Here is a 26,151-nt window from a genome sequence, read left to right as displayed (position 1 = left end):
AGCTCCTGAAAGCCTGAAATACGCACTTTAGACGATTTTTACTTAGTAGTTACATAAAACTGTTCCATTTTTGACCGGTTGGCTATTAAATATGGGACAACACTTAAGGGAGCGAAACGGTATATATTACTACCGAGCCACACTTGCTCCAAGCATTAGAAAATTTTTTAACGAAAAGCGAGAAATTTGCTTCTCCACATCCACTAATCTCTTGGAAAAAGCCAGAAAAAGGGCTAAAATTCTAGACAACAATCTTTACTTGATAAAAAGGGCGGTTCACATGAATCTTGGTGATAGCATAATCCAATCTTTTGTAAATTCGTTTATGAAAGTAAAGCTTAGTAAGAGCATCAAAGAGCACTCTCTTCTTAATAAGAAGATGGATGTAGAATTTCTAAATGCGCTCAATGACTACTTTAAACAAAGTTTGATAGATGGCGGTCTGCCTCAAATTTTAATTAAGGATATAAGTAATATCACTAACACTGCTGGCGCTCTTGGTAGCAAGAATAAAGAGAACATAGGGCAAACTCTTTTAGAGAAAAACATACTAACACTTAACTATCTTGTATCAAAGCTTGAGAAGAGCAGTGTGCTCTTTGATGACAAGCGTGAGCACTGTTTCCTTGAAGATGATTCTAGTGATAACTTAGCCAAACATGCCAAACCTAGTTCGTTTGACGCTAAGGACATAGCTTCATTCCAAGAAAATATAAAAGAGCTTGAAGATAGCGGTTGTTTGCCTATTACGGATGGACAGCTTAAGGCTATGGCTCAGAGGATTAGCGAAACGGTTTATGCCATACTAGATCAAAAGTATGGCTCAACTTCAAATTTAAAGCTAGTAAGAACAAAGAATAGCGATAGAAGCATGGAAGATATTATATTGGACCCAAATCCACCAAAAAATATCAAGATCAAATTAGATGACGATAGTAGCTTTAGTATTTTTAATCCTAGCGCCAAAATAACCAAAGAGTATGAGATCAGGCAAGTACTGCAAGCGACATCTGGCTCTAGCAATCAATTCTCAGCTTTAAATTTAGAAGATCAAAAGAGCTTAAAGGATGCATTCGAGATATTTGAGACAAACACTAAAAGAGCTGACAAGTGGTCGCCAGATACGCAAAGATTAGTTACTGGCGTACAAAAGCTCTTATTTTTATACTTTAACGAAGATACGCCAGTTTATAGGATCACGAGAGATAACTTGCTTGAATTTAGAGATCTTCTTTATAAAATTCCAACCAAGCTAGCTCAAAAGAGTAGGTATAAAGATAAAAGTTTATCTCAGATACTTAAGCTAGGAGAAAAGGACGATAAACTCTCTGAGCCTACTATCCAAAAATATATGATAAGGGTTATTCAGTTTTTTAACTACTGCTTTGATAGTGGCTATATAGGTAAAAGCATAACTGCAAAAATGAACGTCAAGATAGACATAGACCCTAGCGAAAGGGCAGTGCTTCCATACGAAGCATCAGAAGCTAGAAAGATCTTTGAGATAGTAACTAGTATCAAACGAAGTAGTAAATCACCAAGTTCAAGGATAGAGGCTAGTGAGCTTTACTATGTCACAATGATAGCTGCTTATAGTGGCATGAGGATAAAAGAGATCACACAGCTTCATAAGGAAGATATAGTCTTAAAAGATGGAATTTACTGCTTTAACATAAACACAAATGATGGTAAAACTACCAAGACCAAAAACAGCATTAGGTTTGTGCCTATCCATAGTAAGCTCATAGATCTAGGCCTGCTAGAATATGTTAATAGTAAGAAAAGCGGAAATATATTTAAGGTAAGCAATAAGGACTTCTCTGAAATTTTTAGAAGCCAGATCCAAAGAAAGTTTATAGACAAAGACTCTAAAAAGACATTCTATTCTTTTAGGCACTACTTTATAGACTATCTAGTGCAACGTGAAGTCGAAGCAAATCTTATAGCCCAGATAGTAGGACATGAAAAGCAGTATAAAATTTTGCTAAACACTTATGCCAAGCCTATTAACGCTAATACACTCAAAGCTAAAGTAGAGATGGTATCGTATGATAATGAATAGGAGTAAATTTCAAAGCATAAACTTTTAAGACTATCTTTATATCTTATTTAGTATTATTTTAGGTATTAAATAAAGGATAAAAATGCAAACCATACAAGCAAATTTCACAGCTAGCATAAGCGAGCTAAAAAAGTCTCCAGCTCAAATTTTAAAACAAGCTGGAGATAATGTCGTAGCTATACTAAACCACAATGTCCCTAGTGCATATCTAGTACCTAGTGCTGTCTATGAAAAAATGATAGAAATAATAGAAGAGTATCATCTAAACAAAGCAGTAGACGCTGCTCTAGTAAGTGGTGAAAAGCCAGTAAAAGTAAGTCTAGATGAGCTATGAGTTAGAGTTCTTACCAAGTGCTTTAAAAGAGTGGCAAAAGCTTGACAATAGCATAAAAGTGCAGTTTAAAAAGAAGCTAAGTGAGCGTCTAGAAAACCCAAAGGTTACCAAAGACAAGCTACGAGGCTATGAAGATGTCTATAAGATCAAGCTAAGAGATGTCGGCTACCGCTTGGCCTATCAAGTAAAAGATAGTGAGATAGTAGTGTTAGTGCTAGTTGTCGGCAAAAGAGAGAATAACGAAGTATACGAGATGCTAAAGGATAAATTTAGCTAAGCATAAAGCTAGACTTTCAGTCATCTTTGATTTGTTAGTAACTATTTTTATGTTACTAACTTGTCCTATCTAAAGTGCTCTTTTTATGATGAGCACAACCTCTATATTTTTATTATTTTATTTTCTTGATTTCATACTAGACTAATTTTCTAAGAGAAATTTAAAAGCTACAAAAATTATATTATATATTTCATAGTATTTTTAAAAAATACGCATTTTAGCGGCCTGAAGCCTACCGAATTCCTTGTTTTAGGTTGTGAAATTTTATAAAATAACCTTAAAAGATATTTAAAGAGCAAGTCTGCCAAAAATTTTATGACATAGGATTTTTGAGTGGCTTCTTCTTGGATTAGGAGTAAATTTACGTGAGTTCTGAAAAGATAAAAAAACGCAAGGTAACCAAAGTCATAACTAAAAGACTTAGGCTAAGTAATGCAGAATGGTTGGTAATTAATGATAAATTACAAGAAAGTGGCCTAACTTTCTCAAAATTTGCCCTAAGATCTATGTTGTCTAAGCAGATTTATGCACCAATTATGAGAGAGCTTTTAGCTGAACTATCTAGACATGGACAAAACATGAACCAAATAGCTGCCAAATTAAATAGTGGGCAAAGCCTAGATAGAGTTGGTATCAAGATCATAGCGGACGATAATGATGTCTTACATAAAGTGTATGAAGCATTGGGTAAATAATATGTTGCTTGATTTACTTTGCATCAATACAAATAAAGGCACTAGTGATGCTAGTTAAATTTCTTCGTACTTATACTGGTGGTGGCCTTGGGAGCATAAATTATCTTTTAAATGAGAGAAAAGCTGCTGGAACAGCAAGAGTTATAAAAGGTGATGAAAATTTAACTAGAGCTATTATAAAAGGCATCACCTATAAACAAAAGACCTGTTTTGGTGTTTTATCATTTGAAGAGAAGTATGACTTTTTGACTGAAGAGCAAAAACTAAAAATCATTAAGGATTTTGAACGTGCTCTTTTGGGTGAATATATGCTTGAACGTACAAATGTATTATGGGTAGAGCATTCTGATAAGGATGGACGGCTTGAGTTAAATTTCCTTATCCCTAAGATAGATCTTGAAACAGACAGGTCATTTAATCCTTATTTTGCTAAATATGATCAAACTAGAATAGATCTAATTAAAAAGATCATTAACGATGAGTATGGACTATCAAGTCCAGATGATCCAGCAAAAGAGCAAACTATATTGTCTAGCAAGAAAAACATCAATCATTATAAAAATTTGGAAGAGCTCGACCAAAAGCTGCACGATCTGGTTAAGCAAGGCTATATTAAAAATAGAGACCACATGATTGAACTTCTTAAACAAAATGGTATCGAAATAACCAGGATCAACAAAAAAGGCATAACGATCATACTGCCTACTAAAAAAACAAAAAATCGTCTAAAAGGAGGAATATACGATGCAGACTTCACCAGTGCTCAAAGACTTGGAGAACTCAGCCAAAGCTCAAGCAGAAGAATTAGAGAATTCCATGATAGAAATACACAAGCAGAGTGCAGAGAAAATAGGCGAAAACTTGAGGAGCTTATTGTTAAAAGAGATAGATTTAATCAAGAAAGATATGTCGAAAGAACTTCAAAAAACAATATCCTTGCATCACAAGGACAGATCGGTGATAATCTCGCTATCAGTTGCTACCGCACTAATTTTGGGAATAGCAATTGGCTGGGTAGTGCACGCAATGATATTAAAGGAAGAAGTAGCTTGGGCGATACCAAAACAATGGAGATACAGCCAACCTACTGCAGACAAGACCCAGAGGGAATATTACATATCAATTCCAAAAGACGAAGAGATAACAGAGAACGAGCGCAGGAAATTTATATTAATGAAAATGGAGTAGAGGATGACAGCATTAGAGAAAGCATTGCTAGAAGAGAACGAGCGCTTGACCAAGATGATCGAAGACGAAAGGAACAGACACGAATTAGAAATAATGAATTTGCAACAAGACTGCGAGAAGGAGCTTGTGATATTACGGACAAATGTGACAGCGCTAATAAAGAAAGTCAAGAGCTTGAACAAAGATTGCAACGACGCCTTAACGGAATCTTTGCAGCAACAAAGAGATATGTACGAGAGTTCAATATCTTGCTTGGAAGAAAAATTAAAAAATTCAGAAGAAAAATTCCAAAATTTGAGAGAAGCATACGAGAGCTTACAGATAGAGCACAAGATGCTACAAGAATATGTAGAGAATTTATAGAGGAGCGTGAATACTCCCAAAAAGCCAGCATATATCACCATGTGGGTGATGTATGCAAGGAAAAAACTCAAAGTCTAGATATGTTTTAAACGTAGAGACTCTACTAAGTTTATTACATAATCATCTCATTTATTACTTCCAAACATTATTTGTTACGTTGCCATTTTAAAAATATACTAAAATATATTTTGTAGATCATAAAAAATAATTTAGTCTAATTATTTTTGTTCTTATGGCTGCCTTTAATCAACTTAAGCTTTTATTAAAAAAAGCCTATCTTGCATGGCCACTTTAATAAAGAAAATATTTTTTAAGCGTGGGTCAAGGGAGCGGCAAGCTATCCTTGCGAGCCTCTATGGAGATGCAAATGGTAACATTTTGTAGCTACATAGAGTATGCTCGCCCTAATATCTGAATTGAATTTTGGCGCATACTGGAATTAAATCAGTCCCACCAAAGAATGACTTAGTAAAAGTAAATTTTTGTAATTTTTGTGATTGGCATATTTGTCACTTGTTTATTTTGACTGATAAATTTGGATAGTCAATTATTTTATGGTTACTTTAATTAAAACTTAAAAAGCAAGAAGCTAGGAGGCAAACCACGAATGATATTAGCATCTTAAGCACCAATATAAATTCATACACTAAGCAACAGCACAAACAAGGCAGGTCTGCAAATTTTAGTGATATTTTTAACCAAAAGACCAAAGAAAAGATTAGCGAGCCAAACCTGTAACAACTTGTCAAGGACTTTCTAATCATTTTTATCATTTTTTTGATGTTTTTCACTCTCAATTTCTCTAAGCATTATGCGTTTCAATTTGTCTTGCATTGTTTCAGTAGTATTTTTATTAAAATGTACAACAACTTCATAGGTAGTTTTTCCAATCTTCTTTATTGTTTTTGTTTCTGTATTATTTTTTTGCATATCATCATTCCTTTTCTTGCAATTAAAAAGCGATTAGAATTTTTTACTTTTCCAATCGCTCTCATTCATCTATTAAGTTTTGTGCTTTCTTCAGCTTTTCTTTGCTCTGTATTTTTCTTCTATCAAGTCCCGTTATCCTAAGAGGTAAACACATCTCGATTATCCTTGAATAAATCCTGCCAAGCATTATATCTTCCTGTTCTTTTTCTATATCTTTGAAATTAAGGTTAGTAGTTATAATGGTTGGTCTTGCCTTTAGGTATCTTGCATTGATTACATTGTAAATTTGCTCTAAGGCATATTCTGTATTTCTCTCTATTCCAAAATCATCAAGAATTAGTAGGGTAGGGCTTGTTATCTATTCGATATATTCGTTTCTATCAAGATTAAAGCCGCCTTTTTGTAAGTCGTTTAATATCTGTGCAAAGTTCCTCATTTTTACTGTATGGCTATATTCTGTAATTATAGCGTTGGCAATAGCACAAGCTACATAGGTCTTGCCACTTCCTACATTTCCGTAAAGTAACAGTCCAACATTATCTTTTCTCATTTCTTCAAAATGTTTTACATAGTTCTTTGCTTTTTTGATGATTTCCTTATCTGTATCTTCATCGGCATTTTTAAAGGTGTAGGCTATTTGATTTTTGGATATAAAGCAGCTTTGTCTCAACCTATCTTGTTTTAACAGTTTTTTCTTGTTCAGCTCTATCTCTATCACATTTACAAGCCGTTCTGATAATCATAGGCTTATCCAACATCGGAATTACCTTACCGTCTATTCTTTCATTACAAATCTTGCAATAGATATGTCCGTCTTCTTCATAGTGAGTATCTTTGTTGTAGATAAAATCTGTCCCTTGAATTTTTGTAGTAATCATATTTTCTTTATCATTCATAATTTTAGTCTCCTTTTCTACATCAGGCTCTATAATGCGTTTTTAAGGCTTATTTTTATCTTAACCATAGTCTGACACCTCTTTTATGATTAAACCCTTAAAAACACCTTTTATAGGCTGTCGCTGTCTTCATAGTTGGTTGAATAGGTTCTATGGCTTTTATTTTGATTATTTTTCTGTGATAGCTTTTCTTTATCCTGTTCATACCAATTCATACCAATTAAGGATTGTTACATAGTGGTCTTTGTAGTCTGTGCCTTTACTTTTGATATATCTTAATAGCTTTTCAGTCATTGTATCTGTATGACCTTTCAGCCTATCTTTTAGATTTTGGTATTTTTCATCGGTTAAATGAATATTTTGATACTCTCCATAAAGGGACACCGGGGCAACCTGTTCTATTCTCCTCTTATCTAATCTACCCTTAACTATACTATGCGGACAAACGGTTGACACTTGGTTGTCATTTGGTATACCAAGATTTTCAACCTTGATATATGCTCCATTTTCCGTTTGCGTTATACTTTGCTTTTCTTCAAGATACATCGTTTCTTTTCGTCTGTCATTTCTGATGTAGTTATTTATCTTCCAATAGGTAATGACTATAACCCCTCTTTAAAAGACAATTACAAAACCTTTTGTAATTAGAATTTTTAAGTCATCATCATCTGCCCTCATAGATAGATGAAAATACAGGCATTGGCTACTTAATGGCATATCCAAAAATAAGTCGCTATCCACTATCTTTATTGAAAACATCCTTTTATCTGCCATTTTTCTCTCCTATCTTTTGTTATGAAAATGTAGCAACAAATCGTTACTCCTTTTATCTTTTAAGGAAGTCGTGTTTCACTACCCCCTTTGATTAGTACTGTCTTTGATTTAGGTACACTCCCATTTTGGGAATGTGGCATTTGTCATCTTCTTATTTTTCTTTTGTTGTTTTAGATGTCGGTCTTAAAAATACTTTTGCTTTTCTATAAACTGAATGAGCGTTTTGAAACGGTACAATAGAAAAAGCCGACTATACTTTTAACTTTTGTTGTTTCAGTATGTCGGCTTAATGTAAGCTATCTGTTTCAAATTTTTATTGTCAAGGGTGAGCGATAGTGAATGTGCTTTACCCTTGATGATAAAAAAGCGAATGAATTATATTCAGTTGTCTTTTGCCTTTAATACGGAAAAATGCTTCGGCTTTTTTCTTTGCTCCCCGCAAGGGTAAAAGCACCGCAGGTCGCAAGGACACCTAAAGGGTGTATAATTGCGCCCTTAGAAAATCTAAGGGAATTACAATTATACTATGTCCTTGCGTTTCTTAGTCTTTTTGAAATGCTCTTTGCAAAATAGCCTTTATTTCTTCATTACTTTTCTCGCTTGCTCCCTCAATTAAACTTTCTAAGATTGCTCCTCGCTCTATCAATCTATGGTTTCGCTTTTTTCTTTCTTCAAGGCTCGTTTGCTTTCTGATTTTCTTTTCCTGATTTTTAAGCTGAGATAGTTTCTTTTCATATTTTTTTCTTCTTACTTGCTTTCAATCTTTTCTTTTACTTTTTCTAATTCTGTTTTTATTGTCCATAAATTTCATCTCCTTTCAAGTTTTTTTCATAAGAAAAGACGATAGATGTTTTACTTTCTATCGTCTTGAATCTGTATTATTCAGCTCGACAAACTGAAATTTGACTTACTTCTTGTATTTCTCAACGATTATGCCTGCTACAATACCTACAATAAATCCCGCCGTAGTAACAGCCGAAAACTTAAACTTACCCCAAAGAGAAGGAAGCGCAGAAATCGCAAGTGCATACCAAAACAGATTACTACTGAGCAACCAACCATATAAATAACTATGCTCACCAGTTGAAATATTAGTAAATAGCCAACCAATCAAGTTGCTCTCACCAATATATCACCAGATATACAGCTATGTATCCCAATGTTATATAAACATTTTTCTTTCTCAAGTATAATCACAATCCTTTGTCAAACGGGAATTTTATTTTCCTGTCACTCGTTTATAGGATCATAGTCGGAAGGGACAGGTGCTACTATACTTACAAAGATGATATCCTCATCTCCAGTATTTTTTGCTCCGTGGCAGGAGTCTTTCTTCGATACTATGACATGGCCTTTCTTGAATGGAACCTCTTCATTAGGCTGGGGGTAGAATATTCCCTCTCCCTGAAGGACGATCCATATATCGTCGGAATTGTGGTGATAGTGCTTTTGCAATGTCTGACCGGGTTTGATAACCCAGACCGATCCGCCTGTAGATTCTGTCTGATAAAACGGTGTTCTGACAGCCTTTTCCGGATCCTCTTTTTTTACAAGGTCCATGCAATAGATTCTCTGTTCGCTCATGATTATTTGCTCCTTTGTATTCCATAGTTTAATCGAAAAAATGCGATTTAATGATATACCGACAAATTCTAATTTGTCTACTTCTTTATGTTTTTTAATCTCTCATCATAATATTCTTCTACAAATTTATGATTTTGGTGTTTTTCAATTTGCTTAGTGATAAGCTCTATCATTTGCTCATTTTGTTCTACTGTGTAGTTGAAATTTTTCCAATGAGAAACATTGTCTAAACATATTTCAACCAACTTTTCAAAGGTTAATACCCTTTCATTATCGGAATAATATGTTTCTTTTATATTTTTTGTTGTTGTAACTTGTATATTAGCCTCATATAGAGTGTTCAATACATCAGAGCTAATAGAAGTATCAAGAGTTGCTAAAAACATTTCTCTTGCACCTGTTCTTCCCATTTCTTCAGGTACTTCTTGCCATCTTTCTCTTAATGTGGTTTTTGCACTAATTAAGACAGTATTTCTCTTATTTACAATGTATTCTAAAACACCCGGAGAAACTAAATCTACCAATTTACCAAGACCTTTATTGACAAACTCTTGTTTACCTATATTACCTTGACTGTCAAGTGGAATCCCTGCACCAATCAAAATGAGTTCTATAATACTTTCAAATTCTTTACCTGCTCTACTCCTCCTACTTTGAGTATTTGACAAAGTCAAAGCATATATATGTTCCGGAAATTCTTCCACAAACCAAGTAATTGCCTCTATTGGTGTAAGAGTTTTGATATACTCATCATCAACTAACTCTTTTAGCATTTTTGAAGTAAAGTCTTTTTCTAATGGCTGAAATTCACTCCAACAGCTATTTCTAAGTTTTTCAACAACTTCACTTGCATTACTTAAAAAGAATTCTTTAGGGACTTTGTCGTATCCTAATGTAATAAAATTATCATAAACTAAGTCATAAGGCTGTTTAAAGCCTTCTTTCCTTTTTTCTTTAACTAAGTTTTTATATTCATCAAGAGAAATATTTGCCATAACTCTTTTCCTTTCTTGAAAAATTTTCTTCTATATGGTACAATAGTGTCAAATAGAGGACAGTTAGTCCTTGAAATAACATATATAAAAAGGAGAATATATATGAATATTATACCACAAATCATAGATAATTCCCCTGCTATTTTAATAAAAAATAAGCGTATCAGATTACAAATGACTCAAAAAGAATTAGCTGATGCTGTTGGTATGTCCAAATTCGGAGATAGGACAATTCGCAGATGGGAAAATGGAGAAAGTCAGCCATCGTCCATTGAGCTGAAACATATTTTATCATTTCCTGAAAAAGTACCTTTCCCCAATAATGAAAATGCCCCCTATAAAATCATTGATTTATTTGCCGGAATTGGTGGTACAAGGCTTGGATTTTACCAAACAGGTAAAACAAATGTCGTATTCAGTAGTGAAATTGATAAATTTGCAGTAAAAACATATAAGGCAAATTTTGGTGAAACTCCTTTTGGAGATATTACAAAAATATCTGAAAAAGATATTCCTAATCATGATATTATTGTCGGTGGTTTTCCTTGTCAAGCATTTAGTCAAGCCGGTAAAAAGCTTGGTTTTGAAGATACTCGTGGAACATTATTTTTTGAAATTGCAAGAATTATTAAAGAGAAACGACCTAAGGCATTTCTTCTTGAAAATGTCAAAAACCTAAAATCTCACGATAAAGGTCGTACCTATAAAACAATAGAAAAAACATTAAAGGATTTAAACTACGATGTTCATTCTATTATACTTAAAGCAAAAGACTTCGGTGTTCCACAAAATAGAGAGCGTATTTACATTGTTGGATTTGATAAGGATAAAATAGATAACTATAAAGATTTTTCTTTTCCAATTCCTCCCTGCCCAGATGTTTCTGTGGGAAATATTTTAGAGCAAAATGTTGATACTAAATACACCATTTCAAATGCACTTTGGCAAGGTCATCAACGACGAAAGAAAGAACATAAAATAAAGGGAAATGGATTTGGTTACACATTGTTCAATGAAAACAGTCCTTATACAAATACATTATCTGCAAGATATTATAAAGACGGGAGTGAAATACTTATTGAGCAAAAAGGAAAAAATCCACGAAAACTAACACCTCGTGAAGCTGCAAGACTTCAAGGCTTCCCCGAAAACTATATCATTCCTGTAAGTGATACTCAAAGTTACAAACAGTTTGGTAATTCTGTTGCCGTTACTGTTATCCATGCAATTGCAAATAACATAATTGATATACTTGATACCTGTACTAAAAAAGAGATTAACTAACTTCAATCTCTTTTTTCTAACTTATTAACTTGTATACCTGCCCTTTTCAGAACCTTTAATTTTTCTTGTTTTCTCTGTTCTCTCCTTGCCTTATACCTTTCCTCATATTCCTGTTGTTTTCCATTTACTTTACGCTTTAAGTAGTTTTGATGAAGTCTATCTTTTCTTTCCTTGATTTTTCTCTCTTCTTCCTCAATTTTTAATCTTTCTTCTTCTTCAGTCAATTCTTCTTTTGGTGGCTCATAGTTACCGATAAAATTAAAATATATCTCTATTTTTTTGCTTTGATGTTTGACTACTTTTTCTATTCCTTTCATGAACAATAATCTTTTCTACAAACTCATTTATCATTGTAGTTGTAAGTTCATCAAAATTTTCATATCGGCTTATTAGAGATATAAACTTTTTCGCCTTATCTGTTTCTTTTTCATATCTTAATATTGCAAACTCTAAGTCTTTAATTTCTTTGCTTAAAGCTATTTGCTCTGTTTCATATTGACTGTTAAGTATCTCATATCTATTACTTGGTATTTTTTCAAGTATCATATCTTCGTAAATACGGCACATCAATCGTTCAAGTTCCTGAAGCCTGTTTTTACTTTCCATTAATCTTATTTTTGTCTTTTCTATCTCTACTTTTTCCTTTTCTTCCATTTCATTTTAAATGGAACGGATAAAGGCTTCGTGATCTTCATCAAGATATTTTTTAATGTCTTTTAAGGTTTCCTGTATAAGGTTTAAGACTGCTTCCGCTTTTATCCTGTGAGTAGATGGACAAAGCGTTCCACAGGGTACTTTCGTGTAAGCACTGCAAGTGTAGTAGGGAATATTTTTGTAATTACTTGTTCTATGAACATACATTTTACTGCCACAATCTGCATAATACATAAGGCCCAGTTAAAGGGTGATATTCTCCCCAACCATCGGGATACCTTTTTACATTTCCTCTTATCCTTTGCACATTATCAAAGGTTTCTTGGTCTATAATTGCCTCGTGGGTATTTTCAAATATCAGCCAGTTTTCTTCAGATACATATTTGCTTTTCTTATCCTTGAAATGCTTTCTTGTTTTGAAGTTTACAGTATGACCTAAATATTCCTGTTTCTTTAAGATACTTACAATTGTAGAACTGCACCAACGATAAGGATGTTCAAACACTTTGCTTTGATGTAGTCCATATCCTAATTTTTGCTGATGGTAAGCAGGTATATCTACTTTTTCACTTTCCAATATCTTTGCTATTCGATACGGACCATTGCCTTGCATGGTCAGATTGAATATTCTCCTTACTATCTCCGCTGCTTTTTCATCTACAATCCACTTATCTTTGTCTTTTTCATCTTTGATATATCCATAAGGTGGAGAGCTTGCCGTATGCTTTCCGCTTTCCCCCTTTGACCTGAATGTAGATTGTATTTTTCTTGAAGTATCTCTTGTATACCATTCATTCATAATATTTCTAAAAGGGGTAAAATCATCTTCTCTATAAAAGCTATCTACATTATCATTGATAGCAATGAGCCTAACTCCCTTTTGTCTTAAGATTTCCATACATTGACCGACTTTAAGATAGTCTCTGCCAAGTCTACTCATATCTTTTACGATTATACAACCTATTATATTACCTTGATTAACTCCGTTCATCATTGCCATAAAGCCCGGTCTATCAAACTGTGTTCCGCTTATTCCATCATTTGTAAAATGTATGATGTTGCTTAAATTATTTTTACCTGCATATTCTTCAAGGATTTTCTTTTGATTTACAATAGAATTGCTTTCTCCTTGAAGTTCATCATCACGACTTAATCTCTCATAGAGTGCTGTTATCTTTTCATAATTCCTCATTTTTACCCCCTTTCTCTTAGTTTCTTAAATAAAAAAGAATTAAGAAGTACATATTTCACTAATATAGTGATTAAGTGTTCTCCTTAATTCTATTACTCCAAGAGCCAGCTAAATTTACTTATACTATTCCCTCTCAAAACAGCCTCATCTCTTTAAATTTCAGTGATCTTCAAGCTTACGGCTACACAGTAGATAAAGCAGGTTTTATGGGAGCTGACTTTAACAAAGCAGCAGGCTTGCCACATGACTTTAAAATCCATAAAAGTACGCTTGATGAGCTTAGTCGATTTGCCGAGCGCAACCATGTGGTAAACCGTATCAAGAGCAAGGACGAGCAGATAAAGATCTTTGATAACATCGATATGGCCGATACTATAAAGCACTACTACAGACTATTTGATCAAATGACGTCTAGCACTTTAGGCGATGATAAAAAGAGCTACACCATTGCAGATATAGGCAAACCACCAAAAGGTTACAGCACAAAAGGCACTCACTATGATGCCAAAGGACATTTGCTAAAAGATCTATCAAACTCTACTATCTCAAACATCTACTCTAGCGCCGATGAGCTAAATAGCGCCAAAACTCTTAGCAAAGAGCTTTCAAGTGCAGGTGTTAGGCTCATAGTAAAAGAGGTTGATTTTACGATGAGCGAAGCAGGTGATGAGTTTAGTTTTAACCCTGATATGTCGGTATATCAAGCAGATGAAGGCTACAGCAAAGAAGCTCTTTTTATGGGATTTTTGCACAGCTCTAGACCGCTACCAAGTGATAGTGCAAAGACTAAGCTAAGCAGCGCTGCCTTAAATGATATCTCAAGCACTGGAGAGCATAAAGAGTACTTTGTGGATTTTGAAAAAGTGGGTAAGGATAGTGAGAGCATAAAAGCGCTCATAAAAGAAAGACTTAAAGAGCTAACTCTTTTAATGTATGCAAGATCAAAGAACACTAGTACAGAAAGTGTCACTTCAAACGAATATGAGAAATTTAAGCCAACTGGCGAGGATATAAATTCTCTAGCAAATTCTTGGAGTGAGAGGATAAGCGCTATCAGCAAGACTTTTGTGTAGAGATAAGCCATATATAAACTAAATTATTAAAAGGTCGATTTAGTTATTGATTATACTCTAGCCCATAAAAGCATTAAACCTAAGTAGGTTGAATTCATATTCTTTAGCTGAATGTGTGTTAGTGTATAAAACAGCACTGCTGGATAGGTGGTAATATGCTCTAATGCAAATTAATACCATTAAAACCTATGAAAGAGATGCTGGAATATCTAAACAAAGTGAGACCTTAACAATGCTTAATAATATAACCTATTCGCCAAATCTAAATAACGATTCACTATTTGAAGGAAGTAGAGTTAATTATAAGAAAGTGATGGGCAATAGCACAAACTTTACTGGACCTTTTAAATTCTACAATGATAACAAAAAACCATTTGGGGCAAAACATCAGATAATGATTTAGAAGGACAAAAGATACGTCAAACTTTAGCAAGATTTGGTTTGTCTTTTAGTAATGAGGGTCGTGAGCTTCTCGAGTCGTCTAATATAAGTGTAGATGAATTTATTGAGAGGTATTCTAAAGTTATAAATAGTAGTATGCCACAAGAGATTGGTGATGATAGACTAATGGATCAAAAAAGCGATCATGAAGAACAAGATAATCAAACTGATACACAAAAACAAGAAACCTTTAAGCCTATGCAAGTAACTAAAAAATTTAAAACTTATGATATGCAAGCTGATGAGAAATTTAAAGCATTTTACAAATTTATAAAAACTGAATTTGATAATGGCGAAAGCATATTTGAAATTTTAGAAAAAGTCGCAAATACAAAAGTGGATAAAACCGCATAGATGGTCAAATTTAAAGCAATCAATGTTTTCTATAATAAATAAGGTGGCTATCTTCATTTATCAAACCATCTTATTTAAAATTTGCTTCTTGTCTATCTTTTGCATAAGCTCTAAGACGTCTATGTCTCTTTTTTCTTTGAAATTTAAAAGCTCTCTTGCATAGAGAAATTTTTGATCCTTATTTATATCATAAGTCTCGTATTCCTTTTTAACCTGCATAGGTTTAAATTTCTTTTCGCTTTGCTCTTTGGCGAAATTTGCATTGTATTCTTGCTCTTCTTTGTGTAGTTTGGCTAGAAATTCTTTATGCTCTTTTGTAGTTTTTTCTACATCTTCTCTATAAAGCTTCTTAAACTCTTCTATGCTTAGATCTGCTCGGCTAAGTAGAGCAGAGCCTTTTTTACTTGACATCGCATCATCAGGTAGTGATCGCATAAAATTCTCTAACTCTGTTTCTTCTTCTTTTGTGCCAAGACCAACCATCAGTCCAGATATTGTTGGCTTGCCATCTACTGAGTAGGTAAGTAACCAGTCCATGTGTCCTTGTAAGACACTAATCTCAAGCTCTTCCATGTTTTCTGGATATTTTGCTATCAGCGCACGTCTTTGCTCGATAGTAAAATCATATTTCTTAGAAAGCATAGTATCTATCTTGTTTATAGTATCCGTTATCCAGCCCTCTTTACTTTCATCTATATCAATAAATTTTGGCAATACCTCTACAAGTGGTTTGTGCATTAGTTTATCTATTAGAGCCTTTTCTTGCTCCTTTGACATTTTTGCATTTTCTTTTTGGATAGTTGTTTCTTGTATCGGTGTGTTGTTAAGTCCGTTTATGCTAGTTGTCATTTTAACTCCCCCCCCTTACGCCTTTATATCAACATCTCTTTTTACACCAAGCATATCTACTAGGTATTTTCCAGCTGGGTTTTCATTTAGCTCTTTTACTAAATTTAAAGGTGGCATGCTAAATTTCAAAAAGCTACCCATAAAGTCTTTGCTCTTTTTGCCGTCCTTATCTATCTCACCAAAGAGTAGCTTTAGCATTTTGAGATTATGCTCCATCATCTTTTTAAATGAGAGTTCGTCTTCTTCATCTGAATACTTACCGACAAACCCAGTCGTTAGATCTACATAGACAAGGTCTCTTTTATACTTAACATACTCTTGCATATACTCAGGCATACCAGCTAGATCAGAGTCGCTTGCTTTGTTGAAATTTGCTCCAAATTTCATCTCACCCATAAGCTCAAATAGCTCAAATGCCCTACTAAATTCTTTGCTATCTACGCTCTTATCAAAGCCTTGCTTCTTTCCAAAAACGGTGGTTTCACCTTCTTTGACGTCAAGGTTGCTATTTAGAACAGCTGCTAAAAGTCCGCCTTTAGTTATAGAGCCATCTTTATTTGTGTATCTTTCGCCGTGTGGATCGATAAAAACACCACTTCCCACACTCTCCTTGCCACCATTGTTGTTGTTAAAGATATCTGTTGTTGGCTTTAGTGGCTGCCTGCCATCTCCGCCATTAAAGCTTGGATTGAAAAAGAGCGTGCTTATCATCTGCTTATTTGACTCTTTGCCGTTAAAATCAGCCGCAGCCGAGCCAAATTCATGAATGGAGTTATGGATTTTGGTTACTTGCATACTTTGGCGGTTATAAGAAAAGCCTTGTGGGAAATTTCTTATCTCATCTAAGCTAAAGCTATCTTTTGAATTTAATGTATCTTCGCCGACTACTTGTGAGAGGATTTTGTAGGCATTGCCAGCAGTTTTTGCTATATCTATGCTTTTAAAGGTTCGACTAAAAAATGAAGTTCCTTCTGCAACATTTACTAACGACTCTAGTGTGCTTGAGTGAATTTTATAATCACTTGGGATGCCAGCTTGCTTATTAAACTCATCTGTAAAGTAGCCATCTTTATCTACCTTGTAGCCTAAAACCTCTGAGCTTGTTTGGTTGGTGGCAACTTTGGTTGATACCTTTATGTTCTGCTCTAAATTCAAGGGGTAGCTACCAAGTGCGTTTATCATGTTGATCCTTTAAATTTAAACCATCTTATTTAAAATTTGCTTCTTATCTATCTTTTGCATAAGCTCTAAGACGTCTATGCCTCTTTTTTCTTTGAAATTTAAAAGCTCTCTTGCATATATAAATTTCTGATCCTTGTTTATATCATAGGTCTCATACTTCTTTTTAACCTGCATAGGTTTAAATTTCTTCTCACTTTGCTCTTTGGCAAAATTTGCATTGTATTCTTGTTCTTCTTTGATTATCTGCTTTCTTTGTTCTTCAACATCCTTTGTAGCTTTCTCTCTTGCTTTGGCAAATAATGTTTTAAATTCATCTATGCTTAGGTCGGTTCTATCTAAAAGACTAAGCGACTCCTTGTTTTCATTTGGATAAAGAGAAGACATGCTATCCATAAAAGCTCTTAGGTCAGCCTCCTCTTCTTTTGTGCCAAGACCTATTAGTTTGCCCATCATGGTTGGCTTGCCATCAACAGAGTTTTCCCTTAATATATCAGAATACATTATAAGGACTTGATCTTTTGCTTCTTCTAAAGTTTTTGGCTGTTTCATCGACATGGCGTTGCGATCTTGTTCGGTATTGTAACGCTTAGAAAGCATATTATCTATTTTGCTTATCGTTTTTGCAACCCAATTATCTTCATTTTCGTCTATGTCAATAATCTCTTTTATGCTCTTTCCAACTGGACCATACCATAAAGCTTCTATTTTGGCCTTTTCATCATCTTTGGTATCTTTAGGGATATTTTCTTTTTGGATAGTGGTTTCTTGTATCGATGTGTTGCTAAGTCCGTTTATGCTAGTTATCATTTCAGCCCCCCCCTTACGCCTTTATATCAACATCTCTTTTTATACCAAGCATATCTACTAGATGTTTTCCAGCTGGGTTTTCATTTAGCTCTTTTACTAAATTTAAAGGCGGCATGCTAAATTTCAAAAAGCTATCCATAAAGTCCTTGCTCTTTTTGCCGTCCTTATCTATCTCACCAAAGAGTAGCTTTAACATTTTTAGATTATGCTCCATCATCTTTTTAAATGATAGTTCGTCTTCTTCATACCCCCTACGTCTATCTTTAGGAGTGCTGACAAAGCCACTTTGTAAGTCGATATAGATAAAGTCTCTTTTAGACCTAATATGATCTTGCATATATTTAGGCATACCTGCTATATCGTTATCGGTAGCATTTATAAAGCCAGGTCCAAATTTCATCTCACCCATTAGATCAAACAGCTCAAAAGCTCTATTAAATTCTTTACTATCTATGCTCTTATCATAGCCTTCTCTTTTGCCTTGTACTGTTGTCTCGCCCTCTCTCACATCAAGGTTGTTGTTTATGACGGCTGCTATAAGTCCGCCTTTGGTTATTGAGCCGTCTTTATTAGTGTATTTCTCTCCATGCGGATCCATAAATACACCAATGACCGTATTTTCTTTGCCACCATTGTTGTTGTTAAAGATATCTGTTGTTGGCTTTAATGGCTGCCTGCCATCTCCGCCATTAAAGCTTGGATTGAAAAAGAGCGTGCTTATCATCTGCTTATTTGACTCTTTGCCGTTAAAATCAGCCGCAGCCGAGCCAAATTCATGAATGGAGTTATGGATTTTGGTTACTTGCATACTTTGGCGGTTATAAGAAAAGCCTTGAGGGAAATTTCTTATCTCATCTAAGCTAAAGCTATCTTTTGAGTTTAGTGTGTCTTCGCCAACGACTTGGGAGAGGATTTTGTAGGCATTATTTACTGTTTTTAGTATATCGATGCTGTCAAAAGCCCTTTGCATATAGTCAGGCTGCGTCTCTATCCTGACTAATGACTCCAGCGTGCTTGAGTGAATTTTATAATCACTTGGAATTCCAGCTTGCTTGTTAAACTCATCTGTAAAGTAGCCATCCTTATCTACCTTATAGCCTAAAACTAGAGAGCTGGTTTGGTTGGTAGAAGCTTTGGTTGATACCTTTATATTCTGCTCTAAATTCAAGGGGTAGCTACCAAGTGCGTTTATCATCTAATATCCTTTTAGCTTCATGCTAAAGATATCGTCTTTTTTATGAAAAGATTTATTTCGCCAAGGCTTTCTAGTATGCATAAATTTACTCCTAAACTCTTGTATCTACCTTTTTGTAAAGCCTATCTTTGCTAGATAGTTCTTTAAATTTTAGGTCATTTTCAAGGTAGGTGATGTTGTAAATTTCTTTGGTGGTGATACTTTTGCCATTTTCAAGTCCGATTAGAAATTTACTTGTAAATTTATCAGAGAGGTTTTTAACTAGCTTTGCCCCAAGCTCTTTTAGGCTAGATATCTTATCATCTTGCTTTATGCCTATCTCTTTAAAGTCAAGTCTATTTAGCTCTACATCATTCATGCTCTTAGCATCTAAATTTATACTTGCTCTTTTGCTGTCTTTGTCATCTTTGCTTATTAGCTTGCCAGTGTCGTTATAAATTTCTTTTACCTCTAGCTCTCTTCCACTATCAAATTTAAGCGTAATCGTGCCATTTTTGTTTAGCTTCATAGCTATTACGCTGTCTGTGTCCTTTAGAGCAGCTGCTGCCTTGCTCGTATCACTCTCAAAAGCATGCTTTACTCTTTCTAAATTTTCTAGGCTAAACTCAAGCCCAGTCGCTTTTTCAAACTCACTCTGCATAGCGATCATATAAGATGACTTTGTGGTTTTTAGCTTTGAGATGAGATCATCTGCGTCTTCTACATCATTTTCTTTTAAATTTTTGCTTATCCACTCTACATCTTTGCTGTGAGCGCTAGACTCTTTTTGGTAGTCGTTATAAAATTTCATAAAGCTATCTTTTTGATAGCCTGCGTATGAAAAACTCTCATCTTGTTTAGACCCAGTAGGTTTTATGATAGGGTTAAACTCGCTAAGCCTTTTCTTTCCGTCAAAGCCAACTTTTTCATAGGCAAAATTGTTTAAGCCGCTCTCTTCGTTGAATATCTTATTATCCCTAAGATCTACCCAGCCGTCTTGGTCTGCATGGTCTTTAAAAAATTTATTAGTCTCTTCTTTGCCTATCTTTTGGTAGCGATACTCGGCTGAAAATAGAGTATAAGGGTTTGAGTTATTTAAACTAACTCTGTAATCAACTGTGTTCTTGCTAGCAAAGTCCATAGCCTCATGGCTTAAATTTCTAATATCTTTTTTAATAAAGTCGTTAAGGTTTATCTCGCTTACAACTTCGCTTAGTTTGAAAATTTTCTCATTTCCGTCTTTGTCGTAGCCTCTAACCTTTAGCTTATCAAAGTATTTATCACCAGAATTTATCACTCCGTCCTTGTTGCTATCAAAGTTAAATAAAAATCCATTTGCATCTAGTTTGCCTATGCCTAGTTTGTCATTATCGTCATAAAGATCCAAAAAGACCTCCACGTCACCCAGTGAGGTTTTTATCGTTTTTTCATAGGCATAGTCATTTAAATTTGTAAATTTAGTATCTGCTGCCGCAATGGGCTTAATGGGAGTTTTTGAATTTATAGATGAAAAATAGGTGCTAGTTTGATCCACTTTCCTTAGCGCTGAGGCATCTTGTCCAAATAGATACTTGTTCTCAAAGTCTTCTTTGCTCCAGTTTCTCCTCTCGATGTCTCTATAAGAAAAAGCTTGATTTAGCCCAATATCTGTTTTAGAGTAGTCTGACTTCACGCCACTGGTGCTGGCGCTTTGGATGATAGAGTAAGTGCTATTTGAGATAAGCTTAGTAGCGATGTCTTTAAGCTCAGACTTTAAATTTGTGTTGTCTAAAGTTTGCACTCTATCTACACCAAGAAGTAGCCTTGAGTGGATCATGTTTTTTGGCAAATCTATTTTTATGGGTTGTAAATTTTGTGTTACCATCATTTTAAATCCTTTTAAAATATATAGCTTATATCGGCAAAAGTAAAAAATGTTTAGTAGTATGGTAGCCAAAAGGGCTTAGAGCGAATGCCTACTATGTTATATTTTTTAAAGCTCTCTTACCTTCGTCCTCTCATCAAATTCTTTTAAAACATCCATTATCTTGCTTGCTAGTCCCTCAAGCGTTTGATCTTTTTTAAGCTCTAAATTTCTAAGCTTTAAAATCCTAGCTAGTATATCTTTTAGATCTTTCTTGCCAGATAGTATCTCATCATAATAAGCCTTTGGTATGCCTATCTCACTTCTATCTTGTTTTGTAATTATTTGATAGTTTTTATATACACTAAGAGCCTCATCAGTTATCCTTGTTGTGCCACCTTGCAGCACAAGACCTTGCTCGTTTTTCAAAAATGCTACAAAGATTTGCTCCTTTGTATAGCCTTGTTCGCTATCATATACAGACATATCAGGCTTGAAGTCATACCCAGCACTACTAACCCACATATAAGGGATAGTATGCTCAGTTGTCATCACTTCTGGAGAAAAGTCAAGGAAATTTCCATTAACTTCTACATTTATATCGCTTAGATCATTTATTAGCTTGCGTGCATTCTCTACGTCTTGAGTCGTTCTAAAGATATGAGTTATCTTTTCATTGCTCCTATCGGTTAGTCCATCTAGTTCATCACTTGACATCCTACCCATTAGGTATTCGTAATGCTCTATTTTTTTATCTTTTGAAAAGTAGCCCTTTGGCATCTTTGCTAGATCTTCATTTTAGTAAAACTCTTTACCCTTACTGATCACTCCAGCTGAAATTTGATCAAAAATTTTATAGTATTGTTTGATGGTATTTGCTAGATCGATATTTGCAAAGCTATCCTCTCCAAATAGCACATTATCTTTTTTTGTATTCATTGAAAAATTTGTAAAGTTTGGGTGTTTTTGATTGTGCAGCACTATCGCATCAAGCGTGCTTTTGTGGATTTTAAAGTCCTGTGGCAAGCCTGCTGCTTTGTTAAAATCAGCTCCCATAAATCCTTTAGCATCTACACTATATCCATAACCCTCTTGTGAAGTAAATTTAGCCTGATAAAGAGAGTCGATAGCGCTAGATGAAACAAAGTCATTTTTAGGAGTAGTGGTTTGGCTGATCGAATTTATATTTGGAGTGTTAGGCAAGAAATTTGCAAAGCCTTCGCTTTTTGTCTGTTTTTGGTAGTGCTGTTTTGTTAAGATGGAGTTATAAGAGACTTTCATAGCTTACTCCTTGAAATTTAGCTTCAAAGAGTAAGCAAAAGTTGTGCCGAAAATTTAAGCGAGATAAATTTATGTTTGCTCGCTTTGAAATAAAATTTTACCTATGGGCAAAAATAAAAGCAAATTTATAGAAAGCATCTTGTAAAATAAATCAATCCTGAAAAAATGTACCGCTTTTTATAAAAACTGTACCATACTTTTAGGAAATTTTAAAGAAAGGGAAACTGCAAAAAGGGCAGTTAAAGTATCGATAAGTAGGACATCTATGGTGTCACGGGGGAGACTTGAACTCCCGACCTCCGGCTTATGAGGGTTTAAAATAAACCTTGTGTAAGCACCAAAAAGACGGCACACAGCCAGTTTTACACTAGGTATCTGCTACATTTTGCTACAAAGTTATATTGCATAGGTAACAAAGATGCAATATCTAGTCAAACGAAACGGCATATACTACTTTAGAGTAGCCATTCCACTATATTTGAGACCTTATTTTGGTAATAAAACCGAATACATAACCTCCTTCCTCACAAAACGCTTTGATACAGCAAAAAATCGTGCTAAGATCTACTCTATAATTTTTAACGCGATCAAAAAGGCATGGAAGATGAATTTGAGCAGCGAACTTATAGAGCACTTGGTGCTTATGCTTTTAAAAGCCAAGGAGGCCAAAAGTATCAAAGAGCATGATATGCTTGGCAGATATATAAATTTAGATGGACTACTATCACTAAATTTGTTTTTAAAACAGAGTTTAAAAGAAGATAGCTTGCCTAGTGTCATATCAAAAGAGGTTGATGATATCTGCAAAAAGCTATCTTGCGCCGATCCTCAAACCAAAAAGCTTCTTGGTAAAAGAGTGCTTGAGGCAACGATAGATAACATAAATCACATATCATATAAGATGTGCAAAACCCAAAAGTTATTAAATGATAAGCAACAGACATTTGTACCACTTGGTAAAAAGCACAATAGTGCAAATTTAGATGATAATACTAAAGACGAGATAGCAAAAGGCGTTAAAGAGAGTAACTTAGATAGCTATCAAGACGACATAGAGACTTTAAAAAGGCAGGATTTGGTGCTACCTTTTACTAAAAAGTCTTTAAAGCACTCTGTTTGCGAGTTAAGAGATTCTATAAATGAGCTAGCTAAACAAAAAGGCGCACTCACACAAAACGATATCCTAAGAATATTTGGTTGTGAGTTATCACCAGATGGAGATAATGAGCTAAGTGATGATCTAAAATTTAGATATGGAAATTTAAATGATCCTAGCTTTGGTGGTCAGGTGAAGCTATATAAGGCAGATAAATATGAAGATAAGGGCATAGTTTTAAGCGACATTGAGGCTAAAGATCTTGCAATAGATGATACAAGTGATGCTAGTGGCATGACTTTCAATGAAGCTATAAATTTCTTTCAAAAGCTCTTCTCAAATAGAGCTAAAAGTCTTAGATACAAACTAGACTCTTCTACTAAAAATGAGAGTAAAGCTAACTTGGTCACGCTAAAGAGTGCTTTTGAAAACTATGTATCAAACACGAGTATTTCAAACAACTGGAGTGATAGCACGTTTGGTCTTGTTAGACATGTAGGACGGCTAATGTCTATGAAATTTGGTGATGGGCTAGACATCAAAAAGATAAAAAGAGATGACTTGCTAAATTTTAGGAATATCTTGCTACAACTACCAACCAAACTCTCTCAAAATAGTCTCTATAAAGATAAAAGCTTAGATGAGATCATAGCTTTAGCAAAAGATAAACCAAAAATTTCTAAATCAACCATCAAGAAGTATATTGTTAGAGTTAGTGAGTTTTTTAAATACTGCTACGATAGCGACTATATAGATAAGAACCCAGCGGTGGATCTACAAATAAGTATAAACCAAGATGATGTTACAAATAAAAACCCTTATGAAGATAGTGACGTAAACGCACTTTTGGATATTGTTAGTAAGATTAGATCAAGTGGTGATACTAAAAGTCAAAGAATTAGCAAAGATGAGCTATTTTTCGTTACTCATATAGCAGCCTACTCTGGCATGAGACTAAATGAGATAATTCAGCTAAACACAGATGACATAGTTGAAAAATATAACATAGTATGCTTTAGTTTAAATACAAAAGTAGATGTAAAAACAGGCAAGAGTAAGACTTTAAAGACCAGAAACTCTGCTAGGATTGTTCCTATCCATTCTAAGCTAAGTAGTATTGGGCTGTTTGAATTTATAGAGAGTAAAAAGAAGCTAGCTAGGAAATGTGGCAAAGTAGTTAGGCTATTTAATTGCGACAACAAAGACTTCTCTGAATATTTTAGAAAAAAGATCAATACTAAAGTTATAAAAGATGATGATAAGACAAGGACATTTCACTCATTTAGGCACACATTCATAAACAAGCTCATTCAAAGTGGCCAAAGGGTTGAGCATATAGCTGCCCTGGTAGGACACGAACAACAATACAAGATCACTATGAATACTTATGGCGAACCAGTAACTCCTAAAATTCTAAAGGATCTAGTTGAAGAGGTAAATTTTAATCAAGGAGGGGAAGGGTGAGTGCTTTTTAATTGTAAATGTATATAGCCATTTACAATTAAAAAGGGTTTATGCTTTTAAGATCAACCATATTTGTAGTCTATTACATACCCTTTTATGATATAATTGTATTGCATTACATAATTCAGGGATAAACTATGCTAGATCAACTTTTTTTAAAGAGCAATGACCTTATAAGGTTAAACAATCATAAGTTTAAAAGATATTTTATAGACTCCAAGGACTTATCTCATAGACTTATCGTTATTCTAGGGCAAAGAGGGATAGGTAAAACAACCACTCTAGCTCAGCTAGCTAATAAAAACAAAGATAGTCTTTACTTAAGCCTAGATGACATAGAGATATCAAATGATATAACCTCGATTACAAGAGAGTTTGTTCTAAATGGCGGCAAATACCTATATCTAGATGAAATTCATAAAAGCAAAGATATATCGGCCGTATTAAAATTTGCCTATGATAATTTTAAAGAGTTAAATATAGTAGCTACTGGTTCATCTGCTCTTGAAGTGTTAAAAAGCTCTCATGATCTAAGCAGAAGAGCGATAGTATATAAGATGAGTGGAATGAGCTTTAGGGAGTATATAGGGCTAAGTTATGGTATAAATTTAGAAACAGTTGAGCTTACAAATTTACTTACAAATCATCAGGAAATAGCTGTTAATATCAATAACGTCTTAAAGCAAAAAGATCTAGCAGTTATTAAACTTTTTAGAGAGTATCTAAAAGTAGGCTACTATCCATATTATAACGATATGCCAAATGATACGGCCTTTTATCAGACCCTAAGACAAAGCATAGAAGCCACGATAGATAGCGATCTTTTAAGCATATATCCAAATTTAAACGGCAACACGGCAAGAAAGCTAAAGATCTTAACTCATGCCATAAGTACAAACGTCCCATATCAACCAAACTACTCAAGTCTAAAATCGCTTGTTGATATAAGGGATGATAGGACGCTAAAAGAGTATCTTGCTATGCTTGATAGTGCTGGACTTATAAGGCTTTTAATGAAAAACGAGCTTGCTATAAAAAATATGGATAAGGCAGACAAAATTTACCTTGAAAATACAAATTTAATGTACATAAATAGCCCAGATATAGGAAATGTGAGAGAGACATTTTTTGCCAATCAACTTGGAAATATCACCGAAATTTACTCTGGCAAAGGTGGCGACTTTATGATTGGTAATAAATTTACCTTTGAAATAGGCGGAGCAAAAAAAAGCTTTGAGCAGATAAAAGATATGCCAAATTCATATATAGCAGCAGATGATATTGAAGTTGGTGTCGGCAATAAGATACCATTATGGCTATTTGGGTTTTTGTATTAATAATTTAAAACTAGGAGTATGC

General features: G+C 34.3%; 28 protein-coding genes and 1 pseudogene. 10 read left to right on the top strand and 19 right to left on the bottom strand.

Annotated elements, in window-relative coordinates; genetic code table 11:
- The first annotated feature begins 91 nt into the window (after positions 1-91).
- The 5 genes from CVT17_RS00450 to CVT17_RS00430 all read left to right on the top strand — a co-directional run bounded on the left by CVT17_RS00450 (position 92) and on the right by CVT17_RS00430 (position 5,008).
- Entirely contained in the window at positions 92-2,062 is a 1,971-nt protein-coding gene (locus CVT17_RS00450; protein WP_230853297.1) for a site-specific integrase, read from the top strand.
- An 82-nt stretch (positions 2,063-2,144) separates the two neighbouring features.
- On the top strand, positions 2,145-2,396 hold the full coding sequence (locus CVT17_RS00445; RefSeq protein ID WP_103609401.1) for a type II toxin-antitoxin system Phd/YefM family antitoxin: 252 nt from the start codon (positions 2,145-2,147) through the stop codon (positions 2,394-2,396).
- Positions 2,386-2,673: a type II toxin-antitoxin system RelE family toxin gene (locus CVT17_RS00440; RefSeq protein WP_107858789.1), complete on the top strand. Its 288-nt coding sequence runs from the start codon at positions 2,386-2,388 to the stop codon at positions 2,671-2,673. The genes CVT17_RS00445 and CVT17_RS00440 overlap by 11 nt, the downstream gene beginning before the upstream one ends.
- 365 nt (positions 2,674-3,038) lie before the next feature.
- Positions 3,039-3,368 carry a plasmid mobilization protein gene (locus CVT17_RS00435; RefSeq protein WP_107858790.1) on the top strand — a complete coding sequence of 110 codons (330 nt, stop codon included), beginning with the start codon at positions 3,039-3,041 and terminating at the stop codon, positions 3,366-3,368.
- Positions 3,369-3,415: 47 nt separating this feature from the next.
- Positions 3,416-5,008, top strand: coding sequence for a relaxase/mobilization nuclease domain-containing protein (locus tag CVT17_RS00430; RefSeq protein WP_107858791.1), 1,593 nt, complete (start codon positions 3,416-3,418; stop codon positions 5,006-5,008).
- A 667-nt stretch (positions 5,009-5,675) separates the two neighbouring features.
- Here the strand turns inward: CVT17_RS00430 and CVT17_RS00425 are convergent.
- The 8 genes and pseudogenes from CVT17_RS00425 to CVT17_RS00400 all read right to left on the bottom strand — a co-directional run bounded on the left by CVT17_RS00425 (position 5,676) and on the right by CVT17_RS00400 (position 10,098).
- A complete protein-coding gene (locus tag CVT17_RS00425; protein WP_009295461.1) occupies positions 5,676-5,849 on the bottom strand; it encodes a transposon-encoded TnpW family protein in 174 nt (57 codons plus the stop codon).
- A gap of 61 nt (positions 5,850-5,910) precedes the next feature.
- Positions 5,911-6,207: an ATP-binding protein gene (locus CVT17_RS09500; RefSeq protein ID WP_107698022.1), complete on the bottom strand. Its 297-nt coding sequence runs from the start codon at positions 6,205-6,207 to the stop codon at positions 5,911-5,913.
- A complete protein-coding gene (locus CVT17_RS09495) occupies positions 6,208-6,567 on the bottom strand; it encodes an ATP-binding protein (protein WP_009295463.1) in 360 nt (119 codons plus the stop codon).
- Positions 6,521-6,745, bottom strand: a complete 225-nt coding sequence (locus CVT17_RS09490; protein WP_009295464.1) for a hypothetical protein — start codon at positions 6,743-6,745, stop codon at positions 6,521-6,523. Before CVT17_RS09490 ends, CVT17_RS09495 begins: the two co-directional genes overlap by 47 nt.
- Before the next feature lie 201 nt (positions 6,746-6,946).
- Complete coding sequence (locus CVT17_RS09265; protein ID WP_009295465.1) at positions 6,947-7,291, bottom strand: hypothetical protein; 345 nt, start codon at positions 7,289-7,291, stop codon at positions 6,947-6,949.
- A 769-nt stretch (positions 7,292-8,060) separates the two neighbouring features.
- A pseudogene (locus CVT17_RS09260) lies at positions 8,061-8,249 on the bottom strand (DUF3847 domain-containing protein); the annotation flags it as partial.
- 500 nt (positions 8,250-8,749) lie between these two features.
- The gene (locus tag CVT17_RS00405) at positions 8,750-9,103 is read right to left on the bottom strand and encodes a cupin domain-containing protein (protein ID WP_009295467.1); all 354 of its coding nucleotides are present in this window, start codon (positions 9,101-9,103) and stop codon (positions 8,750-8,752) included.
- Between the two features lie 77 nt (positions 9,104-9,180).
- The gene (locus CVT17_RS00400) at positions 9,181-10,098 is read right to left on the bottom strand and encodes a type II restriction endonuclease (protein WP_009495139.1); all 918 of its coding nucleotides are present in this window, start codon (positions 10,096-10,098) and stop codon (positions 9,181-9,183) included.
- Between the two features lie 102 nt (positions 10,099-10,200).
- Here CVT17_RS00400 and dcm point away from each other — a divergent pair, with 102 nt between their 5' ends.
- Positions 10,201-11,382, top strand: a complete 1,182-nt coding sequence (gene dcm, locus CVT17_RS00395) for a DNA (cytosine-5-)-methyltransferase (protein ID WP_021084971.1) — start codon at positions 10,201-10,203, stop codon at positions 11,380-11,382.
- 2 nt (positions 11,383-11,384) lie between these two features.
- Here dcm and CVT17_RS09485 read toward each other — a convergent pair whose 3' ends face one another.
- Genes CVT17_RS09485 through CVT17_RS09470 form a run of 4 tightly spaced genes read right to left on the bottom strand, consistent with a single transcriptional unit; the run spans position 11,385 to position 13,228 of the window.
- Positions 11,385-11,699, bottom strand: a complete 315-nt coding sequence (locus CVT17_RS09485) for a hypothetical protein (protein ID WP_009295470.1) — start codon at positions 11,697-11,699, stop codon at positions 11,385-11,387.
- Positions 11,641-12,036, bottom strand: a complete 396-nt coding sequence (locus tag CVT17_RS09480) for a DUF4368 domain-containing protein (RefSeq protein WP_009295471.1) — start codon at positions 12,034-12,036, stop codon at positions 11,641-11,643. The genes CVT17_RS09485 and CVT17_RS09480 overlap by 59 nt, the downstream gene beginning before the upstream one ends.
- Positions 12,037-12,042: 6 nt before the next feature.
- Entirely contained in the window at positions 12,043-12,243 is a 201-nt protein-coding gene (locus CVT17_RS09475) for a recombinase zinc beta ribbon domain-containing protein (protein WP_429807978.1), read from the bottom strand.
- A 1-nt stretch (position 12,244) separates the two neighbouring features.
- A complete protein-coding gene (locus tag CVT17_RS09470) occupies positions 12,245-13,228 on the bottom strand; it encodes a recombinase family protein (RefSeq protein WP_021086466.1) in 984 nt (327 codons plus the stop codon).
- Between the two features lie 74 nt (positions 13,229-13,302).
- Between CVT17_RS09470 and CVT17_RS00375 the strand changes: the two genes are divergently transcribed.
- Positions 13,303-14,301 (top strand): Cj0814 family flagellar-dependent secreted protein, encoded by a 999-nt coding sequence (locus CVT17_RS00375; RefSeq protein ID WP_230853296.1) that lies wholly within the window; start codon positions 13,303-13,305, stop codon positions 14,299-14,301.
- 537 nt (positions 14,302-14,838) lie between these two features.
- On the top strand, positions 14,839-15,096 hold the full coding sequence (locus tag CVT17_RS00370) for a hypothetical protein (protein ID WP_072595340.1): 258 nt from the start codon (positions 14,839-14,841) through the stop codon (positions 15,094-15,096).
- Positions 15,097-15,156: 60 nt separating this feature from the next.
- On the opposite strand, the gene CVT17_RS00365 is transcribed toward CVT17_RS00370, so the two are convergent.
- The 7 genes from CVT17_RS00365 to CVT17_RS09245 form a co-directional block, all read right to left on the bottom strand.
- Positions 15,157-15,945: a cell surface protein gene (locus CVT17_RS00365; RefSeq protein WP_107858794.1), complete on the bottom strand. Its 789-nt coding sequence runs from the start codon at positions 15,943-15,945 to the stop codon at positions 15,157-15,159.
- Positions 15,946-15,960: 15 nt separating this feature from the next.
- Positions 15,961-17,127: a Cj0814 family flagellar-dependent secreted protein gene (locus tag CVT17_RS00360; protein WP_107858795.1), complete on the bottom strand. Its 1,167-nt coding sequence runs from the start codon at positions 17,125-17,127 to the stop codon at positions 15,961-15,963.
- 15 nt (positions 17,128-17,142) lie between these two features.
- Positions 17,143-17,934, bottom strand: a complete 792-nt coding sequence (locus CVT17_RS00355; RefSeq protein WP_107858796.1) for a cell surface protein — start codon at positions 17,932-17,934, stop codon at positions 17,143-17,145.
- A gap of 13 nt (positions 17,935-17,947) precedes the next feature.
- Positions 17,948-19,129: a Cj0814 family flagellar-dependent secreted protein gene (locus CVT17_RS00350; protein ID WP_107858797.1), complete on the bottom strand. Its 1,182-nt coding sequence runs from the start codon at positions 19,127-19,129 to the stop codon at positions 17,948-17,950.
- Positions 19,130-19,220: 91 nt separating this feature from the next.
- Complete coding sequence (locus CVT17_RS00345) at positions 19,221-20,975, bottom strand: response regulator (protein ID WP_103612478.1); 1,755 nt, start codon at positions 20,973-20,975, stop codon at positions 19,221-19,223.
- Between the two features lie 105 nt (positions 20,976-21,080).
- A complete protein-coding gene (locus tag CVT17_RS09250) occupies positions 21,081-21,731 on the bottom strand; it encodes a hypothetical protein (protein ID WP_230853295.1) in 651 nt (216 codons plus the stop codon).
- A gap of 18 nt (positions 21,732-21,749) precedes the next feature.
- Entirely contained in the window at positions 21,750-22,232 is a 483-nt protein-coding gene (locus tag CVT17_RS09245; RefSeq protein ID WP_230853294.1) for a Cj0814 family flagellar-dependent secreted protein, read from the bottom strand.
- 418 nt (positions 22,233-22,650) lie between these two features.
- On the opposite strand from CVT17_RS09245, the gene CVT17_RS00335 reads away from it, so the two are divergent.
- A complete protein-coding gene (locus CVT17_RS00335) occupies positions 22,651-24,792 on the top strand; it encodes a tyrosine-type recombinase/integrase (RefSeq protein WP_107858798.1) in 2,142 nt (713 codons plus the stop codon).
- A gap of 137 nt (positions 24,793-24,929) precedes the next feature.
- Complete coding sequence (locus CVT17_RS00330) at positions 24,930-26,129, top strand: ATP-binding protein (RefSeq protein ID WP_107858799.1); 1,200 nt, start codon at positions 24,930-24,932, stop codon at positions 26,127-26,129.
- Positions 26,130-26,151: the final 22 nt, after the last annotated feature.

Source organism: Campylobacter concisus (assembly GCF_003048775.2).
Classification (GTDB): Bacteria; Campylobacterota; Campylobacteria; order Campylobacterales; family Campylobacteraceae; genus Campylobacter_A; species Campylobacter_A concisus_I.
The sequence above is the reverse complement of the archived record's forward strand: the minus strand, read 5'-3'. Positions and strand labels throughout refer to the sequence as shown.

What these genes read in the sequence shown, in the direction of transcription:
- CVT17_RS00450 (WP_230853297.1), top strand. Translation starts at nt 92, where the DNA reads ATGGGACAACACTTAAGGGAGCGAAACGGTATATATTACTACCGAGCC.
- CVT17_RS00445 (WP_103609401.1), top strand. Translation starts at nt 2,145, where the DNA reads ATGCAAACCATACAAGCAAATTTCACAGCTAGCATAAGCGAGCTAAAA.
- CVT17_RS00440 (WP_107858789.1), top strand. Translation starts at nt 2,386, where the DNA reads ATGAGCTATGAGTTAGAGTTCTTACCAAGTGCTTTAAAAGAGTGGCAA.
- CVT17_RS00430 (WP_107858791.1), top strand. Translation starts at nt 3,416, where the DNA reads ATGCTAGTTAAATTTCTTCGTACTTATACTGGTGGTGGCCTTGGGAGC.
- CVT17_RS00425 (WP_009295461.1), bottom strand. Translation starts at nt 5,849, where the DNA reads ATGCAAAAAAATAATACAGAAACAAAAACAATAAAGAAGATTGGAAAA.
- CVT17_RS09490 (WP_009295464.1), bottom strand. Translation starts at nt 6,745, where the DNA reads ATGAATGATAAAGAAAATATGATTACTACAAAAATTCAAGGGACAGAT.
- CVT17_RS09265 (WP_009295465.1), bottom strand. Translation starts at nt 7,291, where the DNA reads ATGTATCTTGAAGAAAAGCAAAGTATAACGCAAACGGAAAATGGAGCA.
- CVT17_RS00405 (WP_009295467.1), bottom strand. Translation starts at nt 9,103, where the DNA reads ATGAGCGAACAGAGAATCTATTGCATGGACCTTGTAAAAAAAGAGGAT.
- CVT17_RS00400 (WP_009495139.1), bottom strand. Translation starts at nt 10,098, where the DNA reads ATGGCAAATATTTCTCTTGATGAATATAAAAACTTAGTTAAAGAAAAA.
- dcm (WP_021084971.1), top strand. Translation starts at nt 10,201, where the DNA reads ATGAATATTATACCACAAATCATAGATAATTCCCCTGCTATTTTAATA.
- CVT17_RS09485 (WP_009295470.1), bottom strand. Translation starts at nt 11,699, where the DNA reads ATGAAAGGAATAGAAAAAGTAGTCAAACATCAAAGCAAAAAAATAGAG.
- CVT17_RS09480 (WP_009295471.1), bottom strand. Translation starts at nt 12,036, where the DNA reads ATGGAAGAAAAGGAAAAAGTAGAGATAGAAAAGACAAAAATAAGATTA.
- CVT17_RS09475 (WP_429807978.1), bottom strand. Translation starts at nt 12,243, where the DNA reads ATGTATGTTCATAGAACAAGTAATTACAAAAATATTCCCTACTACACT.
- CVT17_RS09470 (WP_021086466.1), bottom strand. Translation starts at nt 13,228, where the DNA reads ATGAGGAATTATGAAAAGATAACAGCACTCTATGAGAGATTAAGTCGT.
- CVT17_RS00370 (WP_072595340.1), top strand. Translation starts at nt 14,839, where the DNA reads ATGCCACAAGAGATTGGTGATGATAGACTAATGGATCAAAAAAGCGAT.
- CVT17_RS00365 (WP_107858794.1), bottom strand. Translation starts at nt 15,945, where the DNA reads ATGACAACTAGCATAAACGGACTTAACAACACACCGATACAAGAAACA.
- CVT17_RS00360 (WP_107858795.1), bottom strand. Translation starts at nt 17,127, where the DNA reads ATGATAAACGCACTTGGTAGCTACCCCTTGAATTTAGAGCAGAACATA.
- CVT17_RS00355 (WP_107858796.1), bottom strand. Translation starts at nt 17,934, where the DNA reads ATGATAACTAGCATAAACGGACTTAGCAACACATCGATACAAGAAACC.
- CVT17_RS00350 (WP_107858797.1), bottom strand. Translation starts at nt 19,129, where the DNA reads ATGATAAACGCACTTGGTAGCTACCCCTTGAATTTAGAGCAGAATATA.
- CVT17_RS00345 (WP_103612478.1), bottom strand. Translation starts at nt 20,975, where the DNA reads ATGATGGTAACACAAAATTTACAACCCATAAAAATAGATTTGCCAAAA.
- CVT17_RS09250 (WP_230853295.1), bottom strand. Translation starts at nt 21,731, where the DNA reads ATGCCAAAGGGCTACTTTTCAAAAGATAAAAAAATAGAGCATTACGAA.
- CVT17_RS09245 (WP_230853294.1), bottom strand. Translation starts at nt 22,232, where the DNA reads ATGAAAGTCTCTTATAACTCCATCTTAACAAAACAGCACTACCAAAAA.
- CVT17_RS00335 (WP_107858798.1), top strand. Translation starts at nt 22,651, where the DNA reads ATGCAATATCTAGTCAAACGAAACGGCATATACTACTTTAGAGTAGCC.
- CVT17_RS00330 (WP_107858799.1), top strand. Translation starts at nt 24,930, where the DNA reads ATGCTAGATCAACTTTTTTTAAAGAGCAATGACCTTATAAGGTTAAAC.